The 23,094-nt window shown below is 60.8% G+C and carries 23 protein-coding genes; 9 read left to right on the forward strand and 14 right to left on the reverse strand.

The genetic code is table 11. From position 1 onward, the window contains the following. Nucleotides 1-137: 137 nt before the first annotated feature. Together GUC32_RS12880 and GUC32_RS12885 are read right to left on the reverse strand one after the other, a co-directional pair. A complete protein-coding gene (locus GUC32_RS12880) occupies nucleotides 138-1,772 on the reverse strand; it encodes an ABC transporter substrate-binding protein (RefSeq protein ID WP_369435262.1) in 1,635 nt (544 codons plus the stop codon). A 158-nt stretch (nucleotides 1,773-1,930) separates the two neighbouring features. Continuing rightward, complete coding sequence (locus GUC32_RS12885) at nucleotides 1,931-2,281, reverse strand: hypothetical protein (RefSeq protein ID WP_025302994.1); 351 nt, start codon at nucleotides 2,279-2,281, stop codon at nucleotides 1,931-1,933. 206 nt (nucleotides 2,282-2,487) lie between these two features. On the opposite strand from GUC32_RS12885, the gene mpaA reads away from it, so the two are divergent. Continuing rightward, nucleotides 2,488-3,195: a murein tripeptide amidase MpaA gene (gene mpaA / locus GUC32_RS12890; protein WP_049205472.1), complete on the forward strand. Its 708-nt coding sequence runs from the start codon at nucleotides 2,488-2,490 to the stop codon at nucleotides 3,193-3,195. Nucleotides 3,196-3,198: 3 nt separating this feature from the next. On the opposite strand, the gene ycjG is transcribed toward mpaA, so the two are convergent. Continuing rightward, entirely contained in the window at nucleotides 3,199-4,173 is a 975-nt protein-coding gene (ycjG, locus tag GUC32_RS12895) for an L-Ala-D/L-Glu epimerase (protein ID WP_049207462.1), read from the reverse strand. Nucleotides 4,174-4,398: 225 nt separating this feature from the next. Between ycjG and tpx the strand changes: the two genes are divergently transcribed. Then, a complete protein-coding gene (gene tpx / locus GUC32_RS12900; RefSeq protein ID WP_004930536.1) occupies nucleotides 4,399-4,902 on the forward strand; it encodes a thiol peroxidase in 504 nt (167 codons plus the stop codon). Between the two features lie 57 nt (nucleotides 4,903-4,959). Here tpx and tyrR read toward each other — a convergent pair whose 3' ends face one another. The 7 genes from tyrR to pspA form a co-directional block, all read right to left on the reverse strand. Then, nucleotides 4,960-6,531, reverse strand: a complete 1,572-nt coding sequence (gene tyrR, locus GUC32_RS12905) for a transcriptional regulator TyrR (protein WP_025302997.1) — start codon at nucleotides 6,529-6,531, stop codon at nucleotides 4,960-4,962. Nucleotides 6,532-6,844: 313 nt separating this feature from the next. Next, a complete protein-coding gene (locus GUC32_RS12910) occupies nucleotides 6,845-7,906 on the reverse strand; it encodes a YcjF family protein (RefSeq protein ID WP_043143639.1) in 1,062 nt (353 codons plus the stop codon). Continuing rightward, a complete protein-coding gene (locus GUC32_RS12915) occupies nucleotides 7,903-9,300 on the reverse strand; it encodes a YcjX family protein (protein ID WP_025302998.1) in 1,398 nt (465 codons plus the stop codon). Before GUC32_RS12915 ends, GUC32_RS12910 begins: the two co-directional genes overlap by 4 nt. Continuing rightward, a complete protein-coding gene (gene pspD / locus GUC32_RS12920; RefSeq protein ID WP_072008280.1) occupies nucleotides 9,281-9,547 on the reverse strand; it encodes a phage shock protein PspD in 267 nt (88 codons plus the stop codon). The genes GUC32_RS12915 and pspD overlap by 20 nt, the downstream gene beginning before the upstream one ends. 96 nt (nucleotides 9,548-9,643) lie before the next feature. After that, the gene (gene pspC / locus GUC32_RS12925) at nucleotides 9,644-10,003 is read right to left on the reverse strand and encodes an envelope stress response membrane protein PspC (RefSeq protein WP_004930552.1); all 360 of its coding nucleotides are present in this window, start codon (nucleotides 10,001-10,003) and stop codon (nucleotides 9,644-9,646) included. After that, complete coding sequence (gene pspB, locus GUC32_RS12930) at nucleotides 10,003-10,230, reverse strand: envelope stress response membrane protein PspB (RefSeq protein WP_004930553.1); 228 nt, start codon at nucleotides 10,228-10,230, stop codon at nucleotides 10,003-10,005. Before pspB ends, pspC begins: the two co-directional genes overlap by 1 nt. A gap of 63 nt (nucleotides 10,231-10,293) precedes the next feature. Further along, the gene (gene pspA / locus GUC32_RS12935; protein ID WP_025303000.1) at nucleotides 10,294-10,959 is read right to left on the reverse strand and encodes a phage shock protein PspA; all 666 of its coding nucleotides are present in this window, start codon (nucleotides 10,957-10,959) and stop codon (nucleotides 10,294-10,296) included. A gap of 184 nt (nucleotides 10,960-11,143) precedes the next feature. Here pspA and pspF point away from each other — a divergent pair, with 184 nt between their 5' ends. Further along, complete coding sequence (gene pspF, locus GUC32_RS12940) at nucleotides 11,144-12,151, forward strand: phage shock protein operon transcriptional activator (RefSeq protein WP_043143644.1); 1,008 nt, start codon at nucleotides 11,144-11,146, stop codon at nucleotides 12,149-12,151. Nucleotides 12,152-12,344: 193 nt separating this feature from the next. On the opposite strand, the gene zigA is transcribed toward pspF, so the two are convergent. From zigA to folE2, 3 genes are read right to left on the reverse strand one after another with little or no spacing between them, the layout of a single operon-like run. Next, the gene (zigA, locus tag GUC32_RS12945) at nucleotides 12,345-13,532 is read right to left on the reverse strand and encodes a zinc metallochaperone GTPase ZigA (RefSeq protein ID WP_043143646.1); all 1,188 of its coding nucleotides are present in this window, start codon (nucleotides 13,530-13,532) and stop codon (nucleotides 12,345-12,347) included. Between the two features lie 10 nt (nucleotides 13,533-13,542). After that, nucleotides 13,543-14,103 carry a carbonate dehydratase gene (locus tag GUC32_RS12950; RefSeq protein ID WP_025303003.1) on the reverse strand — a complete coding sequence of 187 codons (561 nt, stop codon included), beginning with the start codon at nucleotides 14,101-14,103 and terminating at the stop codon, nucleotides 13,543-13,545. Further along, complete coding sequence (gene folE2, locus GUC32_RS12955; RefSeq protein WP_043143648.1) at nucleotides 14,093-15,019, reverse strand: GTP cyclohydrolase FolE2; 927 nt, start codon at nucleotides 15,017-15,019, stop codon at nucleotides 14,093-14,095. The genes GUC32_RS12950 and folE2 overlap by 11 nt, the downstream gene beginning before the upstream one ends. 204 nt (nucleotides 15,020-15,223) lie before the next feature. Between folE2 and sapA the strand changes: the two genes are divergently transcribed. The 6 genes from sapA to GUC32_RS12985 all read left to right on the forward strand — a co-directional run bounded on the left by sapA (nucleotide 15,224) and on the right by GUC32_RS12985 (nucleotide 22,127). Continuing rightward, the gene (sapA, locus tag GUC32_RS12960; RefSeq protein ID WP_025303005.1) at nucleotides 15,224-16,873 is read left to right on the forward strand and encodes an ABC transporter substrate-binding protein SapA; all 1,650 of its coding nucleotides are present in this window, start codon (nucleotides 15,224-15,226) and stop codon (nucleotides 16,871-16,873) included. Further along, nucleotides 16,870-17,835, forward strand: a complete 966-nt coding sequence (gene sapB, locus GUC32_RS12965; RefSeq protein WP_004930575.1) for a putrescine export ABC transporter permease SapB — start codon at nucleotides 16,870-16,872, stop codon at nucleotides 17,833-17,835. Before sapA ends, sapB begins: the two co-directional genes overlap by 4 nt. Then, nucleotides 17,822-18,712 carry a putrescine export ABC transporter permease SapC gene (sapC, locus tag GUC32_RS12970; RefSeq protein WP_004930580.1) on the forward strand — a complete coding sequence of 297 codons (891 nt, stop codon included), beginning with the start codon at nucleotides 17,822-17,824 and terminating at the stop codon, nucleotides 18,710-18,712. The genes sapB and sapC overlap by 14 nt, the downstream gene beginning before the upstream one ends. After that, on the forward strand, nucleotides 18,712-19,704 hold the full coding sequence (gene sapD / locus GUC32_RS12975; protein WP_019452674.1) for a putrescine export ABC transporter ATP-binding protein SapD: 993 nt from the start codon (nucleotides 18,712-18,714) through the stop codon (nucleotides 19,702-19,704). Before sapC ends, sapD begins: the two co-directional genes overlap by 1 nt. Before the next feature lies 1 nt (nucleotide 19,705). Next, complete coding sequence (gene sapF / locus GUC32_RS12980) at nucleotides 19,706-20,518, forward strand: putrescine export ABC transporter ATP-binding protein SapF (RefSeq protein ID WP_016927550.1); 813 nt, start codon at nucleotides 19,706-19,708, stop codon at nucleotides 20,516-20,518. 424 nt (nucleotides 20,519-20,942) lie between these two features. Next, on the forward strand, nucleotides 20,943-22,127 hold the full coding sequence (locus GUC32_RS12985) for a CMD domain-containing protein (protein ID WP_369435263.1): 1,185 nt from the start codon (nucleotides 20,943-20,945) through the stop codon (nucleotides 22,125-22,127). A gap of 43 nt (nucleotides 22,128-22,170) precedes the next feature. Here GUC32_RS12985 and GUC32_RS12990 read toward each other — a convergent pair whose 3' ends face one another. Continuing rightward, on the reverse strand, nucleotides 22,171-23,076 hold the full coding sequence (locus GUC32_RS12990) for a LysR family transcriptional regulator (RefSeq protein WP_025303008.1): 906 nt from the start codon (nucleotides 23,074-23,076) through the stop codon (nucleotides 22,171-22,173). Nucleotides 23,077-23,094: the final 18 nt, after the last annotated feature.

Below are 23,094 nucleotides of genomic sequence, written 5' to 3' on the forward strand. Positions count from 1 at the left end.
AAAAAATAATGTGATGATGGCAACCCTGTTTATTATTAAACGGGGTTTATCGCGTGGATAAATTAATTTACCTTCTTCATTTAACCGTCAATAAAAATAAATCCCCCGCGTTATGCGGGGGTGAAAAATAAGCCCAATCAGTGTTTGATAATATACATCGTTTGGCTATAGGCCACGTCTTCCGGATTGGTGATCGGGTAGCCTTTTACCCACGGTTTGATCAGGCGGCCGTTGGTGTACTGGTAAATCGGCGCGATCGGTGCCTGATCGGCAATGATTTGCTCCATCTTGTTGTAATCGGCGGTCACCGCCGCCGGGTTGGTTTCCCGCCCCGCCTGCGCCAGCAGCTTGTCGTAGTCCGCGTTCTTGAACTTGGCAATGTTGCCGCTGTGGGTAGAGGTCAACAGCGACAGGAAGGTCGACGCCTCGTTATAGTCACCTACCCAGGAGGCGCGGATCACGTCGAAATTACCGGTATTACGGCTGTCGATATAGGTTTTCCACTCCTGGTTTTGCAGCTTGACGTCAATGCCGAGCTTTTTCTTCCACATTGAGGCCACGGCGATGGCGATCTTCTGGTGGCTTTCCGAGGTGTTATACAACAGCGTCAGCTTCAGCGGGTTGTTCGGGCCGTAACCGGCCGCCTGCAACAACGCCTTGGCCTGCGCATCCAGCTCCGCCTGCGATTGCTGTTGCAGCAAACTCACCTCCGGTTTGAACCCGGCAGTCACGTCCGGCGTGAAGTGATAGGCAGGCTTTTCGCCGGTGCCCAGCACTTTTTCCGCGATAATCTTGCGATCGATGGCGTAGGACAAGGCCTGGCGCACCCGCACGTCGTTGGTCGGCGCGCGCTGGGTGTTGAACGCGTAGTAATAGGTGCCGAGCTGATCCGGCGTGTACACCTGCCCCGGAATATCTTTCAGCAGCTTCTGATACATGTTTTTCGGGAAGGATTCGGTGATGTCGATATCGCCCGCCAGGTAACGCTTGGTGGCGTTGGATTCCTGATTGATCGGCACGAAGGTCACTTTGGTCAGCACGGTTTGCGCATGATCCCAGTAATGATCGTTAGGCGTCAGCACCAGCTTCTCGTTCACCACCCGCTCTTGCAGTTTGAACGCGCCGTTGCCCACCAGATTGCCGACCTTGGTCCAGTCGTTGCCGTATTTTTCCACCACCGCCTTATTCACCGGGAACAGGCTGAAGTTAGCCGTCAGGCTGACGAAGTACGGCACCGGCTTGTCCAGCTGTACTTTAAGCGTATAGTCGTCCGGCGCCGACACGCCCAAGCGATCGGCCGGCAGTTTGCCGCTGATGATCTGCTCGGCGTTCTGGATCCCCGCTAACTGCGCGAACCAGGCAAACGGCGACAGGTTTTTCGGTTCGACCAGCCGCTGCCAGCTGTAGACGAAATCCTTCGCCGTGACAGGGTCACCGTTTGACCACCGCGCATCTTTGCGCAGATGGAAAATATAAGTCTGGTTATCGCTGGTCTGCCAGCGCGTGGCGACGCCGGGGATCACTTTCCCATTGGCGTCCTGATTGACCAGCCCTTCGAACAGGTCGCGCGCCAGCTGGGCCTCCGGCAGGCCTACCGCTTTAATCGGATCGAGCGAGGCCGGTTCGTCTTTAATGTGGCGCACGATTTCCTGTTTGGCCGCCAACGCGGTGCCCGGGGGAACCTGCGCCGCCATAGCGCTGCTCATACAGGCGCCGATCGCCGCCGCGCAAAGCGCCAAACGAAAACCCCGTTGCATTTTTCTTCCCGTCATTATGATTTACCCCCGTTAACCATCTGAATTTTTTATCATATAGCACAAGATCCGTCCGGCCTAGCGCTCACGGCCGAGAAGTTGCAAAAAGTGCGATTCAGGCAATAAAAAACCCGTGCGGCGCAGGGCGGCACGGGCGGTGTTTGCAGCGGCGACCGTCAGTCGTACAGGTGGATGCTGTTGATGCGGTAGCTGAACTCTTCACCCTCTTCTTCATCGAACACGGTGAAAAAGCCTTTCTCGGCCAGCGGACGGGCCGAGATATCGGTTTTTTGCAGCTGGCGCGCGTCGGCGTCGTCGTAGCCGTAGTCGAGGTAGAAGACATCTTTTTGGTAATCGATATGCAGGGTGAACGGATAGTTCGATTCGTCCCCGCGCCCGTCGTCATTTTTCACCACGCCGAACCATTCCCCCTGACGGATCTGGTTTTCAGCATCCACGCCGCACAGCAGCGTGATGGTGTCATTTTCATTTTCGCTATAGCTGGCGATGATTCTGGCTACTGGCATGTTAAATCCTCTTGCGGGTGATTGGCTTAGCTCTGCCGTTAGTATAACAACAGCGCCAGGCCAGGTGCGGTTTAATTGGCATTTTCACCGCCGCGGCGTCACAGATTGCGCAAACGTCGCACAATTGCGATGGGAAAGATGCCTCAAAGCGTAATACACTGAATAAAATGACAATGACTCTCGACCTTTAATCCAGGGACAACACCATGACCGAACATCGACCACGCAGTGAACGTGGCCAGTTGGCCATCGCAGGAGAGAACTACGGCAGCTCGCTGCTGGGCGCGCCGCTGCTCTATTTCCCGGCGGCGATCAGCGGCCCGGAGACCGGGCTTATCATCGCCGGCACCCACGGCGATGAGAGCGCCGCCATCGTGACCCTATCTTGCGCGCTGCGCAGCATCGCCCCCGAACAGTTGCGCCACCACGTGGTGCTGGCGGTCAACCCCGACGGCTGTCAGCTGGGGCTGCGCGCCAATGCCAACGGCGTCGATCTGAACCGCAACTTCCCGGCCGCCAACTGGCGCTCCGGCGATACCGTCTACCGCTGGAACAGCGCGGCGCCGGTGCGCGACGTCAAGCTCTCCACCGGTGGGCGCCCCGGTTCCGAACCGGAAACCCAGGCGCTGTGTCATCTGATCCATCGTCTGAAGCCGCACTGGGTGGTGTCGTTCCACGAACCGCTGGCCTGCATCGAAGATCCCGCCAGCTCGCGGCTCGGCGTTTGGCTGTCGCACAAATTCGAACTGCCGCTGGTGACCAGCGTCGGCTATGAAACGCCCGGTTCGTTCGGCAGCTGGTGCGCAGATCTGTCGCTGCCGTGCATCACCGCCGAATTCCCGCCGATCTCCGCCGATGCCGCCAGCGAGCGCTACATCGACGCGATGACCGAGCTGCTGACCTACCCGAATTAATCCCTACGGGGCGATATCGACGATCGCCCCGCATTCGAACGCCAGACCCGGTTCGACGTCCCGCGCCAGCCAGGTCGGGCCGTCCAGATCGACGAAGCGCGCCGCCGGCGCCAGCGGCAAGGCGGCGGATATCGCGCGCGACGTGCACAACATGCAGCCGAGCATGATGGCGAACCCTTGTTCGCGCGCGGCCTGCGCCAGCGCCAACGCCTCAGTCAAGCCGCCGGTTTTGTCCAGTTTGATATTGACCATCTGATAGCGTTGCGCCAGCCGCGGCAGATCGGCACGGGTGTGGCAGCTCTCATCGGCGCAGATCGGCAGCGGATGGATAAAGTGCTCCAACGCAGCGTCGTCACCGGCCGGCAGCGGCTGCTCCAGCATCGCCACGCCGAGATCGGCCAGCAGCTGGCAGCGCGCCACCAGCCCTTCCGCCTGCCAGGACTCATTGGCGTCGACGATCAGCGTCGCCTGCGGTACCGCGGCGCGGATCGCTACCAATCGTTCGCTGATATAGTGATCGTCGAGTTTGATCTTCAGCAGCGTGGCGCCCTGCTGCTCCAGTTCACGCGCGGCGAAGGCCATCGCTTCCGGCGTGCCGATGCTGACGGTCTGCGCCATACGGATATGCGCCGGGGCCGTCACACCGCTGCGCTGCCACAGGCTCTGCCCGTGCAGGCGGCACTCCAGATCCCACAGCGCCGAATCCAGCGCGTTGCGGGCGGCGCCCGCCGGCATCTGCACCAGCAGCTGTTCGCGGGTCATGCCTTGTGCGATCGCCGGCGCCATCTCTGCCAGCTGTGCCATCACCGATTCCTCGCTCTCGCCGTAACGCGGGTACGGCGTACATTCACCGGTGCCGCGCACGCCCTGCTGTTCGATTTCGACCACCACCACCCGGGCTTCGGTGCGGCTGCCGCGCGCAATCACGAAGGCAGTATGCAGCGGCCAGGCTTCCGGGTAAAAACGCATGTCTCTCATAACGGCTCCTGAGCGAAAACTGCGCATTCAGCCAGGCTGATGCGCCGGTGATGTTTTATAGAACAGCCTAATATATACAACTATTTAGCAAACTTTGATATCCAATCCGCCCCGGTTGTCATAAACTGGCGCCAGGGTGTGAACCTGATGTTAAATGCCGTTGCCGGCGCGCCGTTTCATCAGGTTCATACCCTTTGTATAAACACCTGTAAAAGGAATCTAGCAATGACTCAGACAGTACATTTTCAAGGCAATCCGGTCAGCGTAGCAGGCAAACTGCCACAGCAGGGCGAACAGGCCAAGGCCTTCTCGCTGGTTGCCAAAGACCTGTCAGACGTGGCGCTGAGCAGCTTCGCGGGTAAACGCAAAGTCCTGAACATCTTCCCAAGCATCGATACCGGCGTCTGCGCGACGTCGGTGCGTAAATTCAACCAGCTGGCCAGCGGCCTGGATAACACCGTGGTGCTGTGCATCTCCGCCGATCTGCCGTTCGCGCAGTCTCGCTTCTGCGGCGCGGAAGGCCTGAGCAACGTGGTTACCCTGTCTACCCTGCGCGGCGCCGAGTTCAAGCAGGCGTACGGCGTCGAAATCGCCGAAGGCCCGTTGGCAGGCCTGACCGCGCGTGCGGTCGTGGTGCTGGATGGCCAGGACAACGTGCTGTACAGCGAGCTGGTGAACGAAATCACCACCGAGCCTGACTACGACGCGGCGCTGGCTGCGCTGAAATAACAAAGCCGGCGAACGCCGGCTTTGGATACCCATTAAAGGCGCCGCAAGGCGCCTTTCTTATTCTTCGCCCTCAGCGCCGCCTTTGCGGCTGCTCAGGCCATACTCGCGCAGCTTGTTGGCGATGGCGGTATGGGAAACGCCCAGCCGCTTCGCCAGCTTGCGGGTGCTGGGATAGGTGCGATACAGGCGCGTCAGCACCGAGCGTTCGAAACGCTTGCTGATGTCGTCCAGCGAACCGTCCAGCACCTCGTCGCCCAGCGACATCTCCACCTCAAACTCCGGCAACACGATATCCTGTGGCCGCAGTTCGTAGCCTTCGGTTTGCGTCAGCGCGCGGTAGATAGCGTTTTTCAGCTGACGCACGTTGCCCGGCCAGCCGTACTTGCTGAGGAAGCCGCCCAGATCGTTCGCCAGCTTGGGCCGCGCCACGCCCTGCTCATCGGCGAAGCGCGCCACGAACAGCTCGGTCAACGGCATGATGTCCTGCGGACGTTCGCGCAGCGGCGGGATGGTGATGGTCAGTACGTTGAGGCGATAATAGAGATCTTCGCGGAATTCGCCGCGCTGCACCAGCTCGGTAAGGTTTTTCTGGGTGGCGCAGATCACGCGCACGTCGACGTGCACCTCATGCTCTTCGCCAACGCGGCGGAACGTGCCGTCGTTGAGGAAACGCAGCAGCTTGGTCTGCATACGCGGCGACATTTCGCCGATCTCATCCAGCAGCACCGAACCGCCGTTGGCCTGCTCGAAGAAGCCCTTCTTGCCTTCCAGCGCGTTGGGATAAGCGCCCGGCGCATGGCCGAACAGTTCGCTCTCCACCACGTCATCCGGCAGCGCGGCGCAGTTCAGCGCCAGGAACGGCTGTTTGCCACGCGGGCTGCGCAAATGGCAGGCGCGGGCCAGAATATCCTTGCCGGTACCGGTATCGCCGACGATCAGCAGCGGCGCATCGAGCATCGCCAGCTTGCGCGCCTGCTCCAGCACGTGACGCATCTTGGCGCTCACCGCCACGATGTGGTCGAATTCGGTATCGTCGTTCACCGACAGATTTTGCAGTTGGCGGCCCATGCGCGCGGTGGACTTCAGCATCACCACCGCGCCGACCGCGGCCGCCTGCTGCTGTTCGTCTTCCAGATAGATAGGCGTGATGTCCATCAGGAAGTCCTGGCTGCGGATCACCACCCGCTCGGCGTGCGGCGCCGTATGCTCGCTCTCCAGCCAACGGCTGAAGTTATAGCCGCCGATCAGCGCCCCGGCGGTCTGGTTGCGGATCTTGTCTTCGTTCAGGCTGAACAGCGCCTGCGCCGCCGGGTTGGCCAGCTCGACCTTGCCCTTCATGTCGATAGAGAACACCGGTTCCGGCATCGATTCCAGCAGCGCACGCAGCGCGCGATGTTCGCGTTCGGAAGGCATAAAGCTGACGGTGCGCACGTCGGTCACGCCGGCGATGCGGCGGATCTCCGCCATCAGCGCGCGGAAAGTATCGAAATCCAGCTGGGAGAAATTGAGGTAAATGCGGCCGATGGGATCGATTTCGATGCCACGTAAGTCAATGCTGCGCGATACCAAAAGATCGAGTAATTCTCGAGTGAGACCGAGGCGGTCTTCGCAAAATACTTCCAAACGCATCAGTGTTGGCCTTATCTCTGCAGGTGCGGGGATCGTTGACGATGATGATACTCCCTCGCACCGGGCGGTAGAAGCGATCTGTCAGCAAAAGTTGACAGAACTCTGATTTATTGCCGTGGTTGCTGATTTTAAACGCAAGCGGATAACAGCATCGGCGTCACTTTAGCCTACAAACAGAGAGTTATCACAACCAGAATTAATTTTGCAGAGATTTATCACGTAATCACAGGGGGATCGACTGTCGTCAAGTCTCGATTACGTCCGGCGTCGGTGCCGTTGAGAAAACGGCGCTCCTGGGAGCGCCGTCGCGGGGTTATTTGGCCTTGCCGTCGCTCTTTTTCAGCGTGTCTTTTAACTGGCCGATCAGCTGGCTGCGGAAATCGCCAAGCTTCGGCTTTTCCCCCTCCAGCCACGGCAGCGGGCGGCACAGCTCCATCGCCTTGATGCCCAGCCGCGCGGTCAACAACCCGGCGCCGATGCCCTGCGCCGCGCGCGCCGACAGCCGCGCCGCCAGATCCTGCGACATCCAGTCCATGCCCACTTCACGCACCAGTTCAGAGGCGCCGGCGAAGGCGATGTTGAGCAGCACCAGCCGGAACAGACGAATGCGGCTGAAGTAACCCAGTTCGATGCCGTACAGCGCCGCGATGCGGTTAATCAAACGGATGTTGCGCCAGGCGATAAACGCCATGTCCACCAGCGCCAACGGGCTGACGGCAATCATCAGCGTCGATTCGGCGGCGGAGCGGCTGATTTCGCGCCGCGCCTGGTTGTCGAGCACTGGCTGTACCAGCTTGGCGTACAGCTCCACCACTTCACGGTCATTTTGGGTTTCATGCAGCGAGGCCTGCCAGCGCTGCAACGCCGGATGCCCCTGATCCAGCCCGGCCTGACGCGCCAGCTTCTCGCAGAATTCGCGCCCTTGCCCCAGCCCGTGGCTGTGCAACAGCTCGCGCGCCACGTCGCGCTCTTCCGCGCGCTGGCGCAGCCGATACAAACGCCGCCATTCGGTGACCACCGAACCGACGCCGGCGAACACGATCAGGCCGCCGGCCACGCCGCCGCCCATGGCGATCCAGTCCTGTTGCACCCAAGCGGTATGCACCCACTGCACGCCCTGCGCCAACACGCTGACGCCGAACAGCGCCAGCCCGGCAGTGACCATTTTGCGCCACAGGCTGCGTTTAGGTTTCAGCGCGGCGTTGATGATGCCTTCGGCGCGCCCTTCTTCCTCTTCCTGCTGCAGTTCCGGCGCCGCCGGGAAAAAGCTTTCTGCCTGTTCGGCATCGAAAGCGACGCCGGCGCGCAACGCCGGCTCCTGCGGCGGCTGCAGCGGCTCGTCAAAATCGATACGCGGTTTGATCGGCTCGCTCATCGCAATTTGTCTCCCAATAAAAACTCCATCACAGCATCCAGGCGGATGTGCGGCAACGGGCTGTCCACGCTCATGGCGCGCGGACGAAACTCATCGAAGTGGAACCCCTGGTTCTGCCAGAACGCCGGTCCCGGCAGGCGGGCGGGCACTTCGCCGGGGAACACCGTCAGCGGCGCGCCGTCGCTCAGGCGGTTGCCCTTCAATGCCGGAATGCGTTGCCCCTGGTGATCGACGATGCCGCTCTCGGTCGCCTGCACCGAGGCCAGGCCGACGCAATCCATGCTAATGCCCTCGAACGCCGCGTTCTGCCACGCCTCTTGCACCAGCTGCTGCAGCAATGACACCAGATTGGCGTGCTGATCGGCGGTGATATGGTCCGCCTTGGTGGCGGCGAACATCAGTTTGTCGATGGTCGGCGAGAACAAGCGGCGAAACAGCGTGCGCTTGCCGTAATGGAAGCTCTGCATCAGTTGGGTCAACGCCAGGCGCATGTCGTTGAACGCCTGCGGGCCGCTGTTGAGCGGCTGCAGGCAGTCAACCAGCACGATTTGACGATCGAAACGAACGAAGTGTTCTTTGTAGAAGTTTTTGACGATCGACTGGCAGTAGTAGTTGAAGCGAGCGCGCAACATGCCGATGTTGGTGTGTTTGTCGGCCTGCGCCAGCTTCGATTCGCCGATCGCGGCCACGTCGGGCCACGGGAAAAACTGCAGCGCCGGCGCGCCGGCCATGTCACCCGGCAGCACGAAACGGCCTGGCTGAATGAAGTGCAGCCCTTCGCTTTTGCAGCGCAACAGATAATCGGTGTAGGCCTGGGCGATCGCCGCCAGCCGGTTTTCGTCGGCCGGAGCCAGCGGATCGCAGGCCTTGCACAGTTCAAGCCAGGGCTTGGCCCATTCGGCGCGTTCGCCCTGCAGCAGCCCGGTCATCTGGCGCGACCAGGCCAGGTAATCCTGTTCGAGCATCGGCAGATCCAGCAACCATTCGCCCGGATAATCGACGATCTCCAGGTACAGCGTGGAAGTGTCTTTGAAGTGCCGCAGCAGCGAGTCGTTGGAGCGGTAACGCAGCGCCAGCCGGATTTCGCTGACCCCGCGCGTCGGCGTCGGCCAGGCCGGCGGCGTGCCGTACAGCTGCGCCAGCCCTTCGTCATAGGTGAAACGCTGGATGCCGAGATCGCGTTGCGGGATGCGTTTGACGCCCAGCAGGCGCTCTTCGCGCACCGGTGAAAACAGCGGCATGCGCGCGCCGCTGTGCACATGCAGCAGTTGGTTGACGAAGGCGGTGATAAAGGCGGTTTTGCCGCTGCGGCTCAGGCCGGTCACCGCCAGGCGCAGATGGCGATCCATTCCGCGGTTGACCAGCGAGGTTAACTCATTTTGCAGTCGTTTCATTGCTCTCCTTGACGTAACGCCCGAATGCCTTGTTCAGGCCTTTACGGAACAGCGGTTCCAGCACCAGCGCCAGCACGACGCGCACCGGTTTACGGCCGACGGTTTTCAGCAGCCAGCCGGCGGCGCCCGCCGGGCCATAGTTCAATAACACTATGATGATGACTTTAGCCAATGTCTTCAACATTGCCGCCGCTCCTCGTTTAAATCCACCCGTTCTGGCGGTGTTTGCAACATCGATTTTATTCATGACAATGCCCTCCGGCACAAGAGATTAAGGTTACATTCAACGGGATAACGGCGGCGAAGATGCCCGGCCTGCGCAGGCCGGGTATCGCAAGAAGGGTTACAGCTTGCGGAAACGGCTCTGTACGCCGAAGGTATCGGACGTCACGTAGCGCTCGACCTGACGCAGCTGCTGCTCGCCGCTGCCCAACTCATACTCCAGCTGATCGAGCAGTTGGCGCGGCGTCTTCTGATGCTCGCCTTCGAAACGGCTGGCCGGCGCTTCATCCAACACGAACACCAGCGCGATATAGGCCACCAGCGTGAAGAAGAACAGCCCGAAGAACAGCGACAGCACCACCATCACGCGGATCAGTCGCACCGGTACGTCGAAATAGTGCGCCAAACCGGCGCAGACGCCTTTCACCATGCCTTCTTCGGGAACGCGATAAAGCTTTTTACTGCCCAGCGTCGTGCTCATCAGGACTGTCTCCAGTTCGGGTGTTCCGCATCGAGGATCTCTTCCAGCGCCTGAATGCGTTCACGCATGCGTTTGGCATCTTCCGCCAGCTGCGCCAGGCGCTGCATTTCTTGCTGACTCAGCTGTATGCCGGTCTGTTGCCGATTGCTGTAATGCAGCCAAAGCCAAATCGGCGCGACAAACAGCACGAAAATTGTCAGCGGAATGGCAAGTAATAAAGCACTCATTGTTGTTCCTTCTTATCGGATCCTGGATAGGCGGCCACCTCCGGCGTGTGGCCGCGGCTCGCCTTACTCGGAGCGGTTCATTTTGGCTTTCAGCGCCGCCAGCTGCTCACTGATGGCGTCGTCGGCTTTCAGCTCGGCAAACTCCTGGTCCAGCGACTTCTTTTTACCAATGCTGATGCTTTCCGCTTCGGCTTCCATATGGTCGATGCGACGTTCGAACTGTTCGAAACGCGCCATCGCCTCATCCAGCTTGCCGCTGTCGAGCTGGCGGCGCACGTCACGAGAAGAAGATGCGGCCTGATGACGCAGCGCCAACGCCTGCTGCCGCGCACGGGTTTCTGTCAGCTTGTTTTCCAGCTCGCCGATTTCGCTCTTCATGCGCGCCAGCGTTTCTTCTACGGTCGCCACTTCCTGCGTCAGCGTAGCGATCAGATCGGCCACCTTTTGTTTTTCGATCAGCGCCGCACGGGCCAAGTCTTCTTTATCTTTGCGCAGCGCCAGTTCGGCTTTTTCCTGCCAGTCACTGACCTGGTTTTCACCCTGCTCGATGCGACGCAGCAGCTGCTTTTTCTCCGCCAGCGCACGCGCCGACGTAGAGCGAACTTCAACCAGCGTGTCTTCCATCTCTTGGATCATCAACCGCACCAGCTTCTGCGGATCTTCCGCCTTGTCCAGCAGGGTGTTGATGTTGGCGTTCACGATGTCGGCAAAACGAGAAAAAATACCCATAATTCACTTCCTCTTGGTTCTGATGGCGTCTGAAGCGCCGCGTTAAGTCGTACAGCTTGCCCAAAGAGATAATCAAAACCCGTGCCAACTTTTAAATTATTGAAAAACAACAACACTTTATTTTTGACTCTCTGCGCGCTTGCTGTAGAGTGATTATTTTCACCAAACATTGGCGAATTTCATCATGAACGAACAGCCAGAGAATTTGTTGGGCGAGGCAAACGCCTTTGTCGAAGTCTTGGAGCAAGTCTCCCAGGTCGCCAAGCTGAACAAGCCGGTGCTGGTGATCGGCGAACGCGGCACCGGAAAGGAGTTGATCGCCCACCGTCTGCACTACCTCTCCAACCGTTGGCAAGGGCCGTTCATCTCGCTTAACTGCGCGGCGCTGAATGAAAACCTGCTGGATTCCGAACTGTTCGGCCACGAGGCCGGCGCGTTTACCGGCGCCCAAAAGCGCCATCTGGGCCGCTTCGAACGCGCCGACGGCGGTACGCTGTTCCTCGATGAGCTGGCGACCGCACCGATGCTGGTGCAGGAGAAATTGCTGCGGGTGATCGAATACGGCCAGCTGGAACGCGTGGGCGGCAGCCAGCCGCTGCGGGTGGATGTGCGCCTGGTGTGCGCCACCAACGACGATCTGCCGGCGCTGGCGGCGGCGGGCAAATTCCGCGCCGATCTGCTGGATCGGCTGGCGTTCGACGTGGTGCAACTGCCGCCACTGCGCCAACGGCGGCCCGATATCATGCTGTTGGCCGAGCATTTCGCCATTCAAATGTGCCGCGAGCTGGCGCTGCCGCTGTTTCCCGGCTTTACCGAACGTGCCAGGCAAACGTTGCTCGAGTATGGCTGGCCGGGCAATGTGCGCGAACTGAAAAACGTGGTGGAGCGTTCAGTCTATCGCCACGGCGACAGCGACAGCCCGCTGGATGAGATCGTCATCAACCCGTTTGCGCCACGCGAGGCCACGCCGGTCGCGCCCATTCCTGAAGACGCCGGCGCGTTACCGCCGCTGCCGTTGGATTTGAAACTCTGGCAGCTGGAGCAGGAGAAGGCATTGATCGAAGCGGCGCTGCAGCACGGGCGGTTCAATCAGCGCAAGGCGGCGCAGCTGCTGGGGCTCACCTATCATCAGCTGCGCGGTATGCTGAAAAAGCATGCGCTGCTGCAAAACGGCGAAGCGGACGAGGAATAACAGGCAAAAAAAAAGCCAGCACCCGAGCTGGCTTAAAAAACACTGGAAGCAATGTGAGCAATGTCGTGCCTTCCACATCAGAGCCGCAAACTGTGGCCTTCCGTGAACTGCCAGGCGATGATAATAGTTATCAGTATCGTCTGTAAAGCACTTTGTTGAGAATTTTTCTCATTTCCACACGAAGATTGCGCAATTACCACTCAGGGAACGGGTCTGCCATGTCCAGCCAATAGTCCACGCCGGCGGCCATTTCATCGTCGCTCAACAGGCAGTCGTCCAGCAGACGCACGATCGTCGCCTGCTGCAAATGCTGGCCGATAAACACTAGCTCCTGGCGCATGTCGCCGAACGGTTCCACCCATTTCTCCTGAATATGCGCCCGCGTTTCGGGATCCTGTGGCCAGTTATCTTGCGGGATGGCGCGCCAAAAGGTGCCCGCGAGGCCATAATGGGCGATGCCGCCCGCCTGGCTCCACTGCCCGGCCTGCCGCGGCCGCGTCGCCAGCCAGAAGAAGCCCTTCGACCGCAGCAGCTTGCCGCCTCCCCAGTCGCCGTTGATCACGCGGTAGAACTTGTCTGGCGCAAACGGCCGCCGCGCCTGATAGACAAAGCTACTGATGCCGTAGCTTTCCGTTTCCGGCACGTGTTCGCCGCGCAGCTCTTTCAGCCAGCCGGGTGCCTGCTGAGCCTTTTCAAAGCTGAAGCTGCCGGTATTCAGCACTACCTCCAGCGGCAGTTTGCCCGGCGCGATCGGCACAATGCGGGCGTCGGGGTTCAGGCTGGCCAGCAGCGCCATCACTTCGCCCTGCTGGGTTGGCGTCAATAGATCGGTTTTGCTGACCAGGATCACGTCGCAGAATTCGATCTGCTCAATCAACAGGTCCGCCACGCTGCGCAGATCGTCCTCGCCCAGGCTTTGACCGGCCTCCTGCAGGCTTTGCGCCTGCTGATATTGCTGGATGAAATTCACCCCGTCGACCACCGTCACCAGGGTATCCAGCCGGGCGAACTGCGACAGGCTTTCCCCTTCTTCATCCTCGAAAGTAAAGGTTTCCGCCACCGGCAGCGGTTCGGAGATGCCGCTCGATTCGATCAGCAGATAATCGAAGCGCCCGTCCTGCGCCAGCTCGCGCACCGACACCAGCAGGTCTTCGCGCAGCGTACAGCAGATGCAGCCGTTGCTCATCTCCACCAGCTTTTCCTGCTGGCGATCGAAGTGCACTTCATTCTCCACCAGCGCGGCGTCGATATTCACCTCGCTCATGTCGTTGACGATCACCGCCACGCGCATGCCCTGCCGGTTGTTCAGGATGTGGTTCAGCACCGTGGTCTTGCCGGCGCCGAGAAAGCCGGAAAGCACGGTCACGGGAAGTTGTTTCATGAGAGCCTCACTAAAATTCATTGCGTAATGCCTGGTAACCGCGCACCAGCTCGACGTTGGTGGCGGCCACTTCTTCCGAAAACTGCAGCGCGCCGCGGTCGACCTGGCGATAGCGCGACAGGTCGCTGTCCGGCCCCACGCGCTCGGTCGAGGGGATATAGCGGTTTTCCGGCAGCGTCACGCCATCCACCACCGCGTTATAACGCACCACGCAGCCGGACTGGATGTGGCAGTTGAACAGCACGCTGTTGAAACCGATAAACACCCGATCGTCGATGCGACACGGGCCGTGAACGATGGCGCGGTGGGCGATAGAGCTGTAACGGCCAATGGTGACCGCCGCCCCGCTCTTGGAATGGATCACCACACCGTCCTGAATATTGGAGTGCGAGCCGATGACGATCGGTTCCATGTCGCCGGCGGCGTTCAACTCGTCGGCGCGAATTACCGCATACGGCCCGACGTAGACGAAATCTTCGACGATCACCCGGCCGCAAATAATGGCGGTGGGATCGATGTAGGCCAGCGGCGAGACCTGCGGCAGATGGCCGCTGGGATTTTTACGCAGCATGGTGTTCTCCCCGCCAGCTCAGCTCCGCCACCGCATTGTGGGCATGCAGGCTCTCCTGATGCTCGACGCGCAGCGAAAAAGCGCGGTAGTCGCACTGGCTGCGCAGCATGCCATACAGACGGCGCGCCGCGTCCTCGCAAAACATCAGGTTCTGACCGTTGGCTAATGCGAAGGCCTGCTCGTCGCGGCGTTTCACCAGCGTTTGTACCGGCGTGCCCAGCGCGTGTTCGATGCGGTCAATCAGTTTCACCGGTTCGAACGCCCGTTCATTCTCGGGCGTCACGGTGATCCAGGCCCAGCTGCGTTGGCTGTGGGGCGTGGCCGGCATACCTTGCTCCAGCAGCCACTCGCTCACCTGGCGTTGGCTGACCCGCTCTGCCGCCTGTTCAAAATCAAACTGAAACTGTTGCTGCGCCAGCTGACGGCTAAGCGCCGCCGAACTCGGGCAGGTAGAGGAATAAGGCACGCCGACGGTCAGCGCCAGCGTCAGCGTGTCTGCCAGGGTGGCCTCGATGCGCAGCGGGTAAGCCTTCCAGCCACGCTGTGGCGACAGCAGCGCCGGACGTGACAGCAACAGCTCGCCGCTGATCGACAAGCTGGCGCGATCGCTGTGTTCTGGCTGCGAATCCAGAAAGGCCTGCAGCGTCCGGCCGATGCGCTGCGCCGTCAGCTCGCCCTGCGTCAATTCGTCCAGCGCCAGATACAGCCGCGACATGTGAATACCGCGTTCGCCCGCCGCTTCGGCGCGCAGGTTGATGCCGGCGTCGACCTTCGCCATCAATGGCTTGCCAGCCAGTTCCAGCGGCAGCGCGATCCCTTGCATCCCGACCCAATCGAGCCCGACATCACTCATTTCGCCGCGCCATGCCTGAGCGTCCGGCAGCGAACGGCGTGGTGGAAGTGCAACTTCGTTCATACATCCCCTTGCGTTATTGTGACTTTGCCGGGGAACGGTAACACGGTTTTGTTATATTATAACATAACATGAAAAACTTTTTTCTTGCCGCTGAACGGCCTGATTAATCAAGTCGCAGAAAACTCAGCGATTTTGTTCAATGGATTGGGCTGCTGGTCAGAGTACGATACACTAACGCTATTGCTGATTAACCCATGAGCCTCTATGCGTGGTTTACCCTTTTGGATACTGTCGTTGTGCCTGACGGGCTCTGCCCTGGCCGCGACAACACCGCCCGTGCCCAGCGCGGCGCCGCTGCCGGACATTCGCCAGAGCGGCTTTGTTTATTGCGTCAGCGGCATACTGAATACCTTCAACCCGCAAATGGCCAGCAGCGGCCTGACGGTGGATACCCTGGCCGCCCAGCTGTACGATCGCCTGCTGGACGTCGACCCGTACACCTACCGGCTGATCCCCGAACTGGCGCAAAGCTGGGAGGTGCTGGACAACGGCGCCACCTACCGCTTCCATCTGCGCAAGGACGTACCGTTCCAGACCACCGCCTGGTTTACGCCCACCCGCAAGATGAACGCCGACGACGTGGTGTTCAGCTTCGCGCGCGTATTTGACCAAAAACACCCGTATCACGACGTCAACGGTGGCGAATACCCCTATTTCGACAGCCTGCAGTTCGGCGATTCGGTGCAGAGCGTGAGAAAGCTCGACGACTACACGGTGGAGATTCGCCTGCAGTCACCGGACGCCTCGTTCCTGTGGCACCTGGCGACCCACTACGCGCCGGTGCTGTCCGCCGAATACGCCGACACGCTGACGCGCCAAGGCCATCAGGAGCTGATCGACCGCGAGCCGGTCGGCAGCGGCCCGTTCCTGCTCAACGAATACCGCTCGGGGCAATATATTCGCCTGGCGCGCAACGCCGCCTACTGGAAAGGCCTGCCGCGCATGCCGCAGGTGGTGATCGATCTGGGCGCCGGCGGCACCGGCCGCCTCTCCAAGCTGCTGACCGGCGAGTGCGACGTACTGGCTTATCCGGCGGCCAGCCAGCTGTCGATCCTGCGCGACGATCCGCGCCTGCGCCTGACGCTGCGCCCTGGGATGAACATCGCCTATCTGGCGTTCAACACCCGCAAACCGCCGCTCGACAACCTCAATGTGCGCCAGGCGATTTCGCTGGCGATCAACAACCAACGATTGATGCAGTCGATCTATTACGGCACGGCGGAAACCGCCGCCTCAATCTTGCCGCGCGCCTCCTGGGCCTATGACAACGACGCGCACGTCACCGAGTACGATCCGGCCAAATCGCGCGAGATGCTGCGGCAGGCCGGCGTCGGCCAGCTGAACCTGAAGCTGTGGGTGCCGACCGCCTCGCAGTCTTACAACCCGAGCCCGCTGAAAACCGCCGAGCTGATCCAGGCCGATCTCGGCCAGGTGGGCATCAACGTCACCATCGTGCCGGTAGAAGGCCGTTTCCAAGAGGCGCGCCTGATGGAAATGAACCACGATCTGACCCTGACCGGCTGGGCCACCGACAGCAACGACCCGGACAGCTTCTTCCGGCCGCTGCTGAGCTGCGCGGCAATCCGTTCGCAAACCAACTATGCTCACTGGTGTGACCCAGGCTTCGACGAGGTGCTGCAGAACGCGCTGTTGTCGCAGCAGCTGTCTCAGCGCATCGACAACTACCGCAAGGCGCAGAAAATCCTCGAGCAGCAACTGCCGGTGCTGCCGCTGGCCTCTTCTTTGCGTCTGCAGGCCTACCGCTACGACATCAAGGGATTGGTGTTGAGCCCGTTCGGCAACGCCTCGTTCGCCGGGGTGTACCGTGAATCCGCGCCGGAGGTGAACAAGTGATTATCTTTACCCTGCGCCGCATTCTGCTGCTGCTGATCACGCTGTTCTTCCTGACGCTGGTCAGCTTCAGCCTGAGCTATTTCACGCCGCGCGCGCCGCTGAACGGCGCCGCCCTGCTGGACGCCTATCAGTTCTACTTCGTCAGCCTGCTCCATTGGGACTTCGGCGTCTCCAGCATCAACGGCCAGGCGATCAGCGAACAGCTGCGCGAAGTATTCCCGGCCACCATGGAACTGTGCCTGCTGGCGTTCGCCCTGGCGCTGTTTATCGGCATTCCGCTGGGCATCATCGCCGGCGTGCTGCGCGGCAAGTGGCAGGACACCGCCATCAGCACCTTCGCGCTGCTGGGCTTTTCAATGCCGGTGTTCTGGCTGGCGCTGCTGCTGATGCTGTTCTTCTCGCTGCATCTCGGCTGGCTGCCGGTTTCCGGCCGTTTCGATCTGCTGTATCAGGTGAAGCCTATCACCGGTTTCGCGCTGATCGACGCCTGGCTGTCGGACTCGCCGTATCGCGCCGAGATGATCGGCAGCGCCCTGCGCCACATGATCCTGCCGATCGCCGCGCTGGCGGTGGCGCCCACCACCGAAGTGGTGCGGCTGATGCGCATCAGCACCGACGACGTGCTGAGCCAAAACTACATCAAGGCCGCCGCCACCCGCGGCCTGTCGCGCTTCACCATCATTCGTCGCCACGTGTTGCACAACGCGCTGCCGCCGATCGTGCCCAAACTGGGGCTGCAGTTCTCCACCATGCTCACGCTGGCGATGATCACCGAAGTGGTGTTCAGTTGGCCAGGCCTCGGCCGGTGGCTGATCAACGCAATTCGCCAGCAGGACTATGCGGCAATTTCCGCCGGCGTCATGGTGGTCGGCACGCTGGTGATCACCATTAACGTTCTGGCCGACATTCTGGGTGCGGCAACCAACCCGCTGAAACATAAGGAATGGTATGCCCTTCGATAACGTATACCGCGAGAAAAAGATGCCGAGCCCGCTGCGCTACACCTGGCGGATTTTCTATGGCGACGCGCTGGCGATGATCGGTTTTTACGGGGTGATCGCCCTGCTGCTACTGTCGCTGTTCGGCAGCCTGCTGGCGCCCTACGCGCTGGATCAGCAGTTCCTTGGTTATCAGCTGCTGCCGCCGTCGTGGTCGCGCTATGGCAACGTGTCGTTTTTCCTCGGCACCGACGATCTCGGGCGCGACATCCTCAGCCGCCTGTTGACCGGCACCGCCGCCACCTTCGGCTCCGCGCTGGCGGTGACGCTGGCCGCGGCGTTCTGCGGGGTGATCCTCGGCGTGTTCGCCGGCGTCACCCACGGGCTGCGCTCGGCGGTGCTCAACCACATCCTCGATACCCTGCTGTCGATTCCCTCGCTGCTGCTGGCGATCGTGGTGGTGGCGTTTATCGGCCCCAAACTTGAACACGCCATGCTGGCGGTGTGGCTCGCCTTGTTGCCGCGCATGGTGCGCACCATCTACAGCGCGGTGCACGACGAACTGGAGAAAGAGTACGTGGTGGCGGCCCGGCTTGACGGCGCTTCCACGCTGCAGATCTTGTGGTACGCGGTCATGCCGAACATCGCGGCGGTGTTGGTGACCGAATTCACCCGCGCGCTGTCGATGGCCATTTTGGATATCGCCGCACTCGGCTTCCTCGATCTCGGCGCGCAGCTGCCTTCGCCGGAATGGGGAGCGATGCTCGGCGATTCGCTCGAGCTGGTGTACGTTGCGCCCTGGACGGTGATGCTGCCCGGCGCGGCCATCCTCGTCAGCGTGCTGCTGGTTAACCTGTTAGGCGACGGTATGCGCCGCGCAATCAATGCCGGGGTGGAATAATGCCGTTACTCGATATCCGCAATCTGACGATTGAATTTATGACCGCCGAAGGGCCGGTCAAGGCGGTCGATCGCGTCAGCATGACGCTGACCGAGGGCGAGGTGCGCGGCCTGGTGGGTGAATCGGGCTCCGGCAAGAGCCTGATCGCCAAGGCCATCTGCGGCGTGACCAAAGACAACTGGCGCGTCACCGCCGATCGCTTTCGCTTCGACGACATCGACCTGCTGCAGCTAAGTCCGCGCGAGCGGCGCAGGCTGGTGGGCCACAACGTCTCGATGATCTTCCAGGAGCCGCAGTCCTGTCTCGATCCTTCCGAAAGCATCGGCCGCCAGCTGGCGCAGGCCATACCGGGCTGGACCTACAAGGGCCGCTGGTGGCAACGCTTCAACTGGCGCAAACGCCGCGCCATCGAACTGCTGCACCGCGTCGGCATCAAGGATCACGACGACATCATGGGCAGCTTCCCGTACGAGCTGACCGAGGGCGAGTGCCAGAAAGTGATGATCGCCATCGCGCTGGCCAACCAGCCGCGCCTGCTGATCGCCGATGAGCCGACCAACGCCATGGAGCCGACCACCCAGGCGCAGATTTTCCGCCTGTTGGCGCGTCTCAATCAGAACAACAACACCACCATTCTGCTGATCAGTCACGACCTGCAGATGATGAGCAAGTGGGCCGACCGGGTGAACGTCTTGTACTGCGGGCAAACGGTGGAGAGCGCCCAGTGCGAAGAGCTGCTGGCGGCGCCGCACCACCCTTATACCCAGGCGCTGATCCGCGCCATGCCGGACTTCGGCCGCTCGCTGCCGCACAAAAGCCGGTTGAACACGCTACCGGGCGCCATTCCTTCGCTGGAACACCTGCCGATCGGCTGCCGCCTGGGGCCGCGCTGCCCTTACGCGCAGAAGAAGTGCATCGAAACGCCGCGCCTGCGCCCGGTCAAAAACCACTTCTTCGCCTGCCACTTCCCGCTGAACATGGAGGAGCAATAACATGGAAACGCTGTTGGAAGTGCGCAACCTGAGCAAAACCTACCGCTACCGCACCGGGCTGTTCCGCCGTCAGCACGTCGAGGCGGTGAAGTCCGTCAGCTTTACCCTGCGTGAAGGTCAGACGCTGGCGGTGATCGGTGAGAACGGCTCTGGCAAATCCACGCTGGCGAAAATGCTCTCCGGCATGGTGGAACCGACCGCCGGCGAACTGCTGATCGACGATCATCCGCTGGCGTTCGGTGATTATCGCTACCGCAGCCAGCGCATTCGTATGATTTTTCAGGATCCGAGCACCTCGCTCAACCCGCGTCAGCGCATCGGCCAGCTGCTGGATGCGCCGCTGCGGTTGAACACCGATCTGGAACCCGCCGAGCGCGAGCAGCGTATCAACCAGACGCTGCGCCAGGTCGGCATGCTGCCGGATCACGCTTACTACTATCCGCACATGCTGGCTTCCGGGCAAAAACAGCGCGTCGCGCTGGCCCGTGCGCTGATCCTGCAGCCGAAGGTGATCGTCGCCGATGAGGCGCTGGCCTCGCTGGACATGTCGATGCGCTCGCAAATCATCAACCTGATGCTGGAACTGCAGGAAAAACACGGCATTTCCTATATCTACGTCACCCAGCATCTCGGCATGATGAAGCATATCAGCGACCAGGTGCTGGTGATGCACGAAGGGGAGATCGTCGAACGCGGCAGCACCGCCGAGGTGTTGGCGGCGCCGCTGCACGAATTGACCAAGCGTCTTATCGCCAGCCACTTCGGCGAGGCGCTGACCGCCGACGCCTGGCGACGCGACGGCGGCCGTTTCTGAGCCCCGTCCTGGCCTGCAACAAACCCGCTGCGGCGGGTTTTTTATTGCTGCGCGCCTCGGTCGCTTAGCGAGAAAATGCACATACAAATTACATTCTTGTTATATATCCTTATATTTTATTCCTTTCAGTTATTGATTAGTCCGTAACATTATTTTATCTCGCCAGGGCGATCGGTGAGGATATCCCCTACGTTGAGCCTCTCATACGACAGGATATCGCACTGATGAACAGCCTTCGCCATCGCCGCCTCGCGCAGTTTCTGCTCACGCTGGCCACCGGTTTCTCTGTTTACGGCCACGCACTGTACTGCGATGAGCTGCGCTAAATCCGCCTTTCGCCCCGCCTGCGGGCATGTTGCCTCTTTGTCCAGCCACCGCTGCCGTACGCAGCGGTGGTTGTTGATCATGATTAAGGATTGACCCTATGGAACGACTCCGTCGACAACATAATGCCCAGTGGTATCACGAAACCCAAAGCAGCGTGCGGGGCGATACGCCGTTGGAGCCGCAGGCGGCTACCCTGCGCGATCGTTTTCTGCTGGGGCTGGGTGCCTTCGCCGATGAAGCGTTAAACAGCGCGCTCGGCGCCCGCGCCGGGGTATTCAACGCCTCACTGGCCGGTTACCACGCCCTGTTTCCCGACCAGGTGTCGCTATCACGATACGTGACATTGTCACCCTACGATCGCCTCAGCACCGCACTGACCGTCGCTCAGGTGACCGGCGTGCAGTCCCTCTGTAGCCACTATGCCGCCCGCCTCGCCCCGCTGCACAGCCCGGACGCCTCCCGGGAAAGCAATATCCGGCTCGCCCAGATCACCCAATATGCCCGCCAGCTTGCCAGCCAACCCACGCTGATTTGCCGCAAGGCGCTGCAACAGCTTGTCGACGTCGGGCTGAGCCCTGCGGATATCGTCACCTTTTCGCAAATCATCGGTTTTGTCAGCTATCAGGCACGTGTGGTAGCTGGCATCGCGGCGTTAGCCGGCCGACCGGCGGTAGTGGTGCCCGGCTTCCCGAATGTCGAAGACGCCGATGGCGTCGCTTTCAGTACCGAAGAATTGAGCTGGACTGCGCGGCTGTCGCCGATCGACACGGAAACCGCCGCCGCCGAACAGCTTGACGTGTTGGATCAGAGCCACCCGCAGGCGCGCGCCGAATCTTATTATCTGCTGTTAGCGCACGATGCCGCCGCACTGCGCGAACGCAACGGCGTGTTCAATGGCATCAATGCCGAAGGGTATGGGTTATCGAGCCGCCTGAAGGCGCTGGCGACGCTGGTGGTCTCGCGCATCAACGGCAGCCGTTACTGCGCGGCCACGGTGGCGCATGAAATGCAGGATGACGGATTGGTACAGGCGCTGTTCACCGGGCTGCCTCAGGGATTGGCCTCTACCGAGGATACGGTCAAACGCGCGGTGGTCCACACCGCCGCCGAGCTGACGCGCGCACCGGAGAAATTTACCCCGCAGAGCGTGCAGCCGTTGTTCAACAGCGGTCTGAATCAGGCGCAGGCGCTGGAAGTGATCCTCACCGCCGCACTCTACGCCTGGGAAAATCGCCTGCGCCAAACGTTGGGCGATGCAACATCTTCCATCACCACCGACTGAATACCGCTATGCGGCCTTATTACCGGCCGCAATACGGCGCGTTTTAGACATTCTGCTGACGCAGCCACTCGCTGGCGGCATCGAAGAACTTTTGCGCCAACGGCGTAGCGCGCTCCGCCATATCGACGACCACCGCCGCATGACGCGGCATGGCGCCGATGGCCACCGGACGCCGCTGCAACGCCGGCATCAACGGCGATTGCAGCTGGCCGCGCGGGAACAGTCCGCAGCCCAAACCGACGAAAATACCTTCGAGCAGTTGGAAGATCGACGCGGTCTCAAGCCGCGTGTGCAGCGTCAACCCGGCGTCGCGAAAGTGTTGATCGAGATAGCGGCGGAAATAACGCGTCGGCTCGGCGAGACACAACGGCAAGGCGGCCACCGCCTCCAGCGGCAACGGCGTATCGCCCACCAGCTTCGGGAAATGTTGCGGATGAAATACCAGCTCGACGCCGGTTTCCACCAGCGGTTGCGATTGGAAATGCAGCTCCTTCAAGGTCGACAGCTCGAAAAAGCCGATGCCGATGTCGACGGTGTGCGCCGTCAGCGCCTCCAACAGCTGATCGGCGCTCAGCACCGCCAGCCGGTAATCGAGATGCGGGTAACGTTCGCTGACCGCCTTGAGCATTTCCGATACCGAGATACTGCACTGCGGCACCACGCCGAGGCGCAGCGTGCCGTGCAAACCGTGCTTGAGCGACTCCACTTCCAGCTTCAGCCCCTGATAAACCGAGACGATCTCACGCGCCCACGCCAACACCCGCTCGCCTTCGGCGGTAAAACCGCCGAAATGGTTGCCGCGGTTAATCAGCGAAACGCCCAGCTCTTTTTCCAGATTTTTCAATCGCATGGATAGCGTCGGCTGGCTGACGAAGCTGGCCTCCGCCGCCCGGCCGAAGTGGCGCTCTCGTTCCAGATTGCACAAATAAATCAGTTGTTTAATATCCATAGCGCAGCTCAATGATCG

Source organism: Serratia sp. NGAS9, from assembly GCF_009905295.1.
GTDB classification, from domain to species: domain Bacteria; phylum Pseudomonadota; class Gammaproteobacteria; order Enterobacterales; family Enterobacteriaceae; genus Serratia; species Serratia bockelmannii.

Coding starts and splice junctions, on each gene's coding strand:
- GUC32_RS12880 (WP_369435262.1), bottom strand. CDS start 1,772: ATGACGGGAAGAAAAATGCAACGGGGTTTTCGTTTGGCGCTTTGCGCG.
- GUC32_RS12885 (WP_025302994.1), bottom strand. CDS start 2,281: ATGCCAGTAGCCAGAATCATCGCCAGCTATAGCGAAAATGAAAATGAC.
- mpaA (WP_049205472.1), top strand. CDS start 2,488: ATGACCGAACATCGACCACGCAGTGAACGTGGCCAGTTGGCCATCGCA.
- ycjG (WP_049207462.1), bottom strand. CDS start 4,173: ATGAGAGACATGCGTTTTTACCCGGAAGCCTGGCCGCTGCATACTGCC.
- tpx (WP_004930536.1), top strand. CDS start 4,399: ATGACTCAGACAGTACATTTTCAAGGCAATCCGGTCAGCGTAGCAGGC.
- tyrR (WP_025302997.1), bottom strand. CDS start 6,531: ATGCGTTTGGAAGTATTTTGCGAAGACCGCCTCGGTCTCACTCGAGAA.
- GUC32_RS12910 (WP_043143639.1), bottom strand. CDS start 7,906: ATGAGCGAGCCGATCAAACCGCGTATCGATTTTGACGAGCCGCTGCAG.
- GUC32_RS12915 (WP_025302998.1), bottom strand. CDS start 9,300: ATGAAACGACTGCAAAATGAGTTAACCTCGCTGGTCAACCGCGGAATG.
- pspD (WP_072008280.1), bottom strand. CDS start 9,547: ATGAATAAAATCGATGTTGCAAACACCGCCAGAACGGGTGGATTTAAA.
- pspC (WP_004930552.1), bottom strand. CDS start 10,003: ATGAGCACGACGCTGGGCAGTAAAAAGCTTTATCGCGTTCCCGAAGAA.
- pspB (WP_004930553.1), bottom strand. CDS start 10,230: ATGAGTGCTTTATTACTTGCCATTCCGCTGACAATTTTCGTGCTGTTT.
- pspA (WP_025303000.1), bottom strand. CDS start 10,959: ATGGGTATTTTTTCTCGTTTTGCCGACATCGTGAACGCCAACATCAAC.
- pspF (WP_043143644.1), top strand. CDS start 11,144: ATGAACGAACAGCCAGAGAATTTGTTGGGCGAGGCAAACGCCTTTGTC.
- zigA (WP_043143646.1), bottom strand. CDS start 13,532: ATGAAACAACTTCCCGTGACCGTGCTTTCCGGCTTTCTCGGCGCCGGC.
- GUC32_RS12950 (WP_025303003.1), bottom strand. CDS start 14,103: ATGCTGCGTAAAAATCCCAGCGGCCATCTGCCGCAGGTCTCGCCGCTG.
- folE2 (WP_043143648.1), bottom strand. CDS start 15,019: ATGAACGAAGTTGCACTTCCACCACGCCGTTCGCTGCCGGACGCTCAG.
- sapA (WP_025303005.1), top strand. CDS start 15,224: ATGCGTGGTTTACCCTTTTGGATACTGTCGTTGTGCCTGACGGGCTCT.
- sapC (WP_004930580.1), top strand. CDS start 17,822: ATGCCCTTCGATAACGTATACCGCGAGAAAAAGATGCCGAGCCCGCTG.
- sapD (WP_019452674.1), top strand. CDS start 18,712: ATGCCGTTACTCGATATCCGCAATCTGACGATTGAATTTATGACCGCC.
- sapF (WP_016927550.1), top strand. CDS start 19,706: ATGGAAACGCTGTTGGAAGTGCGCAACCTGAGCAAAACCTACCGCTAC.
- GUC32_RS12985 (WP_369435263.1), top strand. CDS start 20,943: ATGGAACGACTCCGTCGACAACATAATGCCCAGTGGTATCACGAAACC.
- GUC32_RS12990 (WP_025303008.1), bottom strand. CDS start 23,076: ATGGATATTAAACAACTGATTTATTTGTGCAATCTGGAACGAGAGCGC.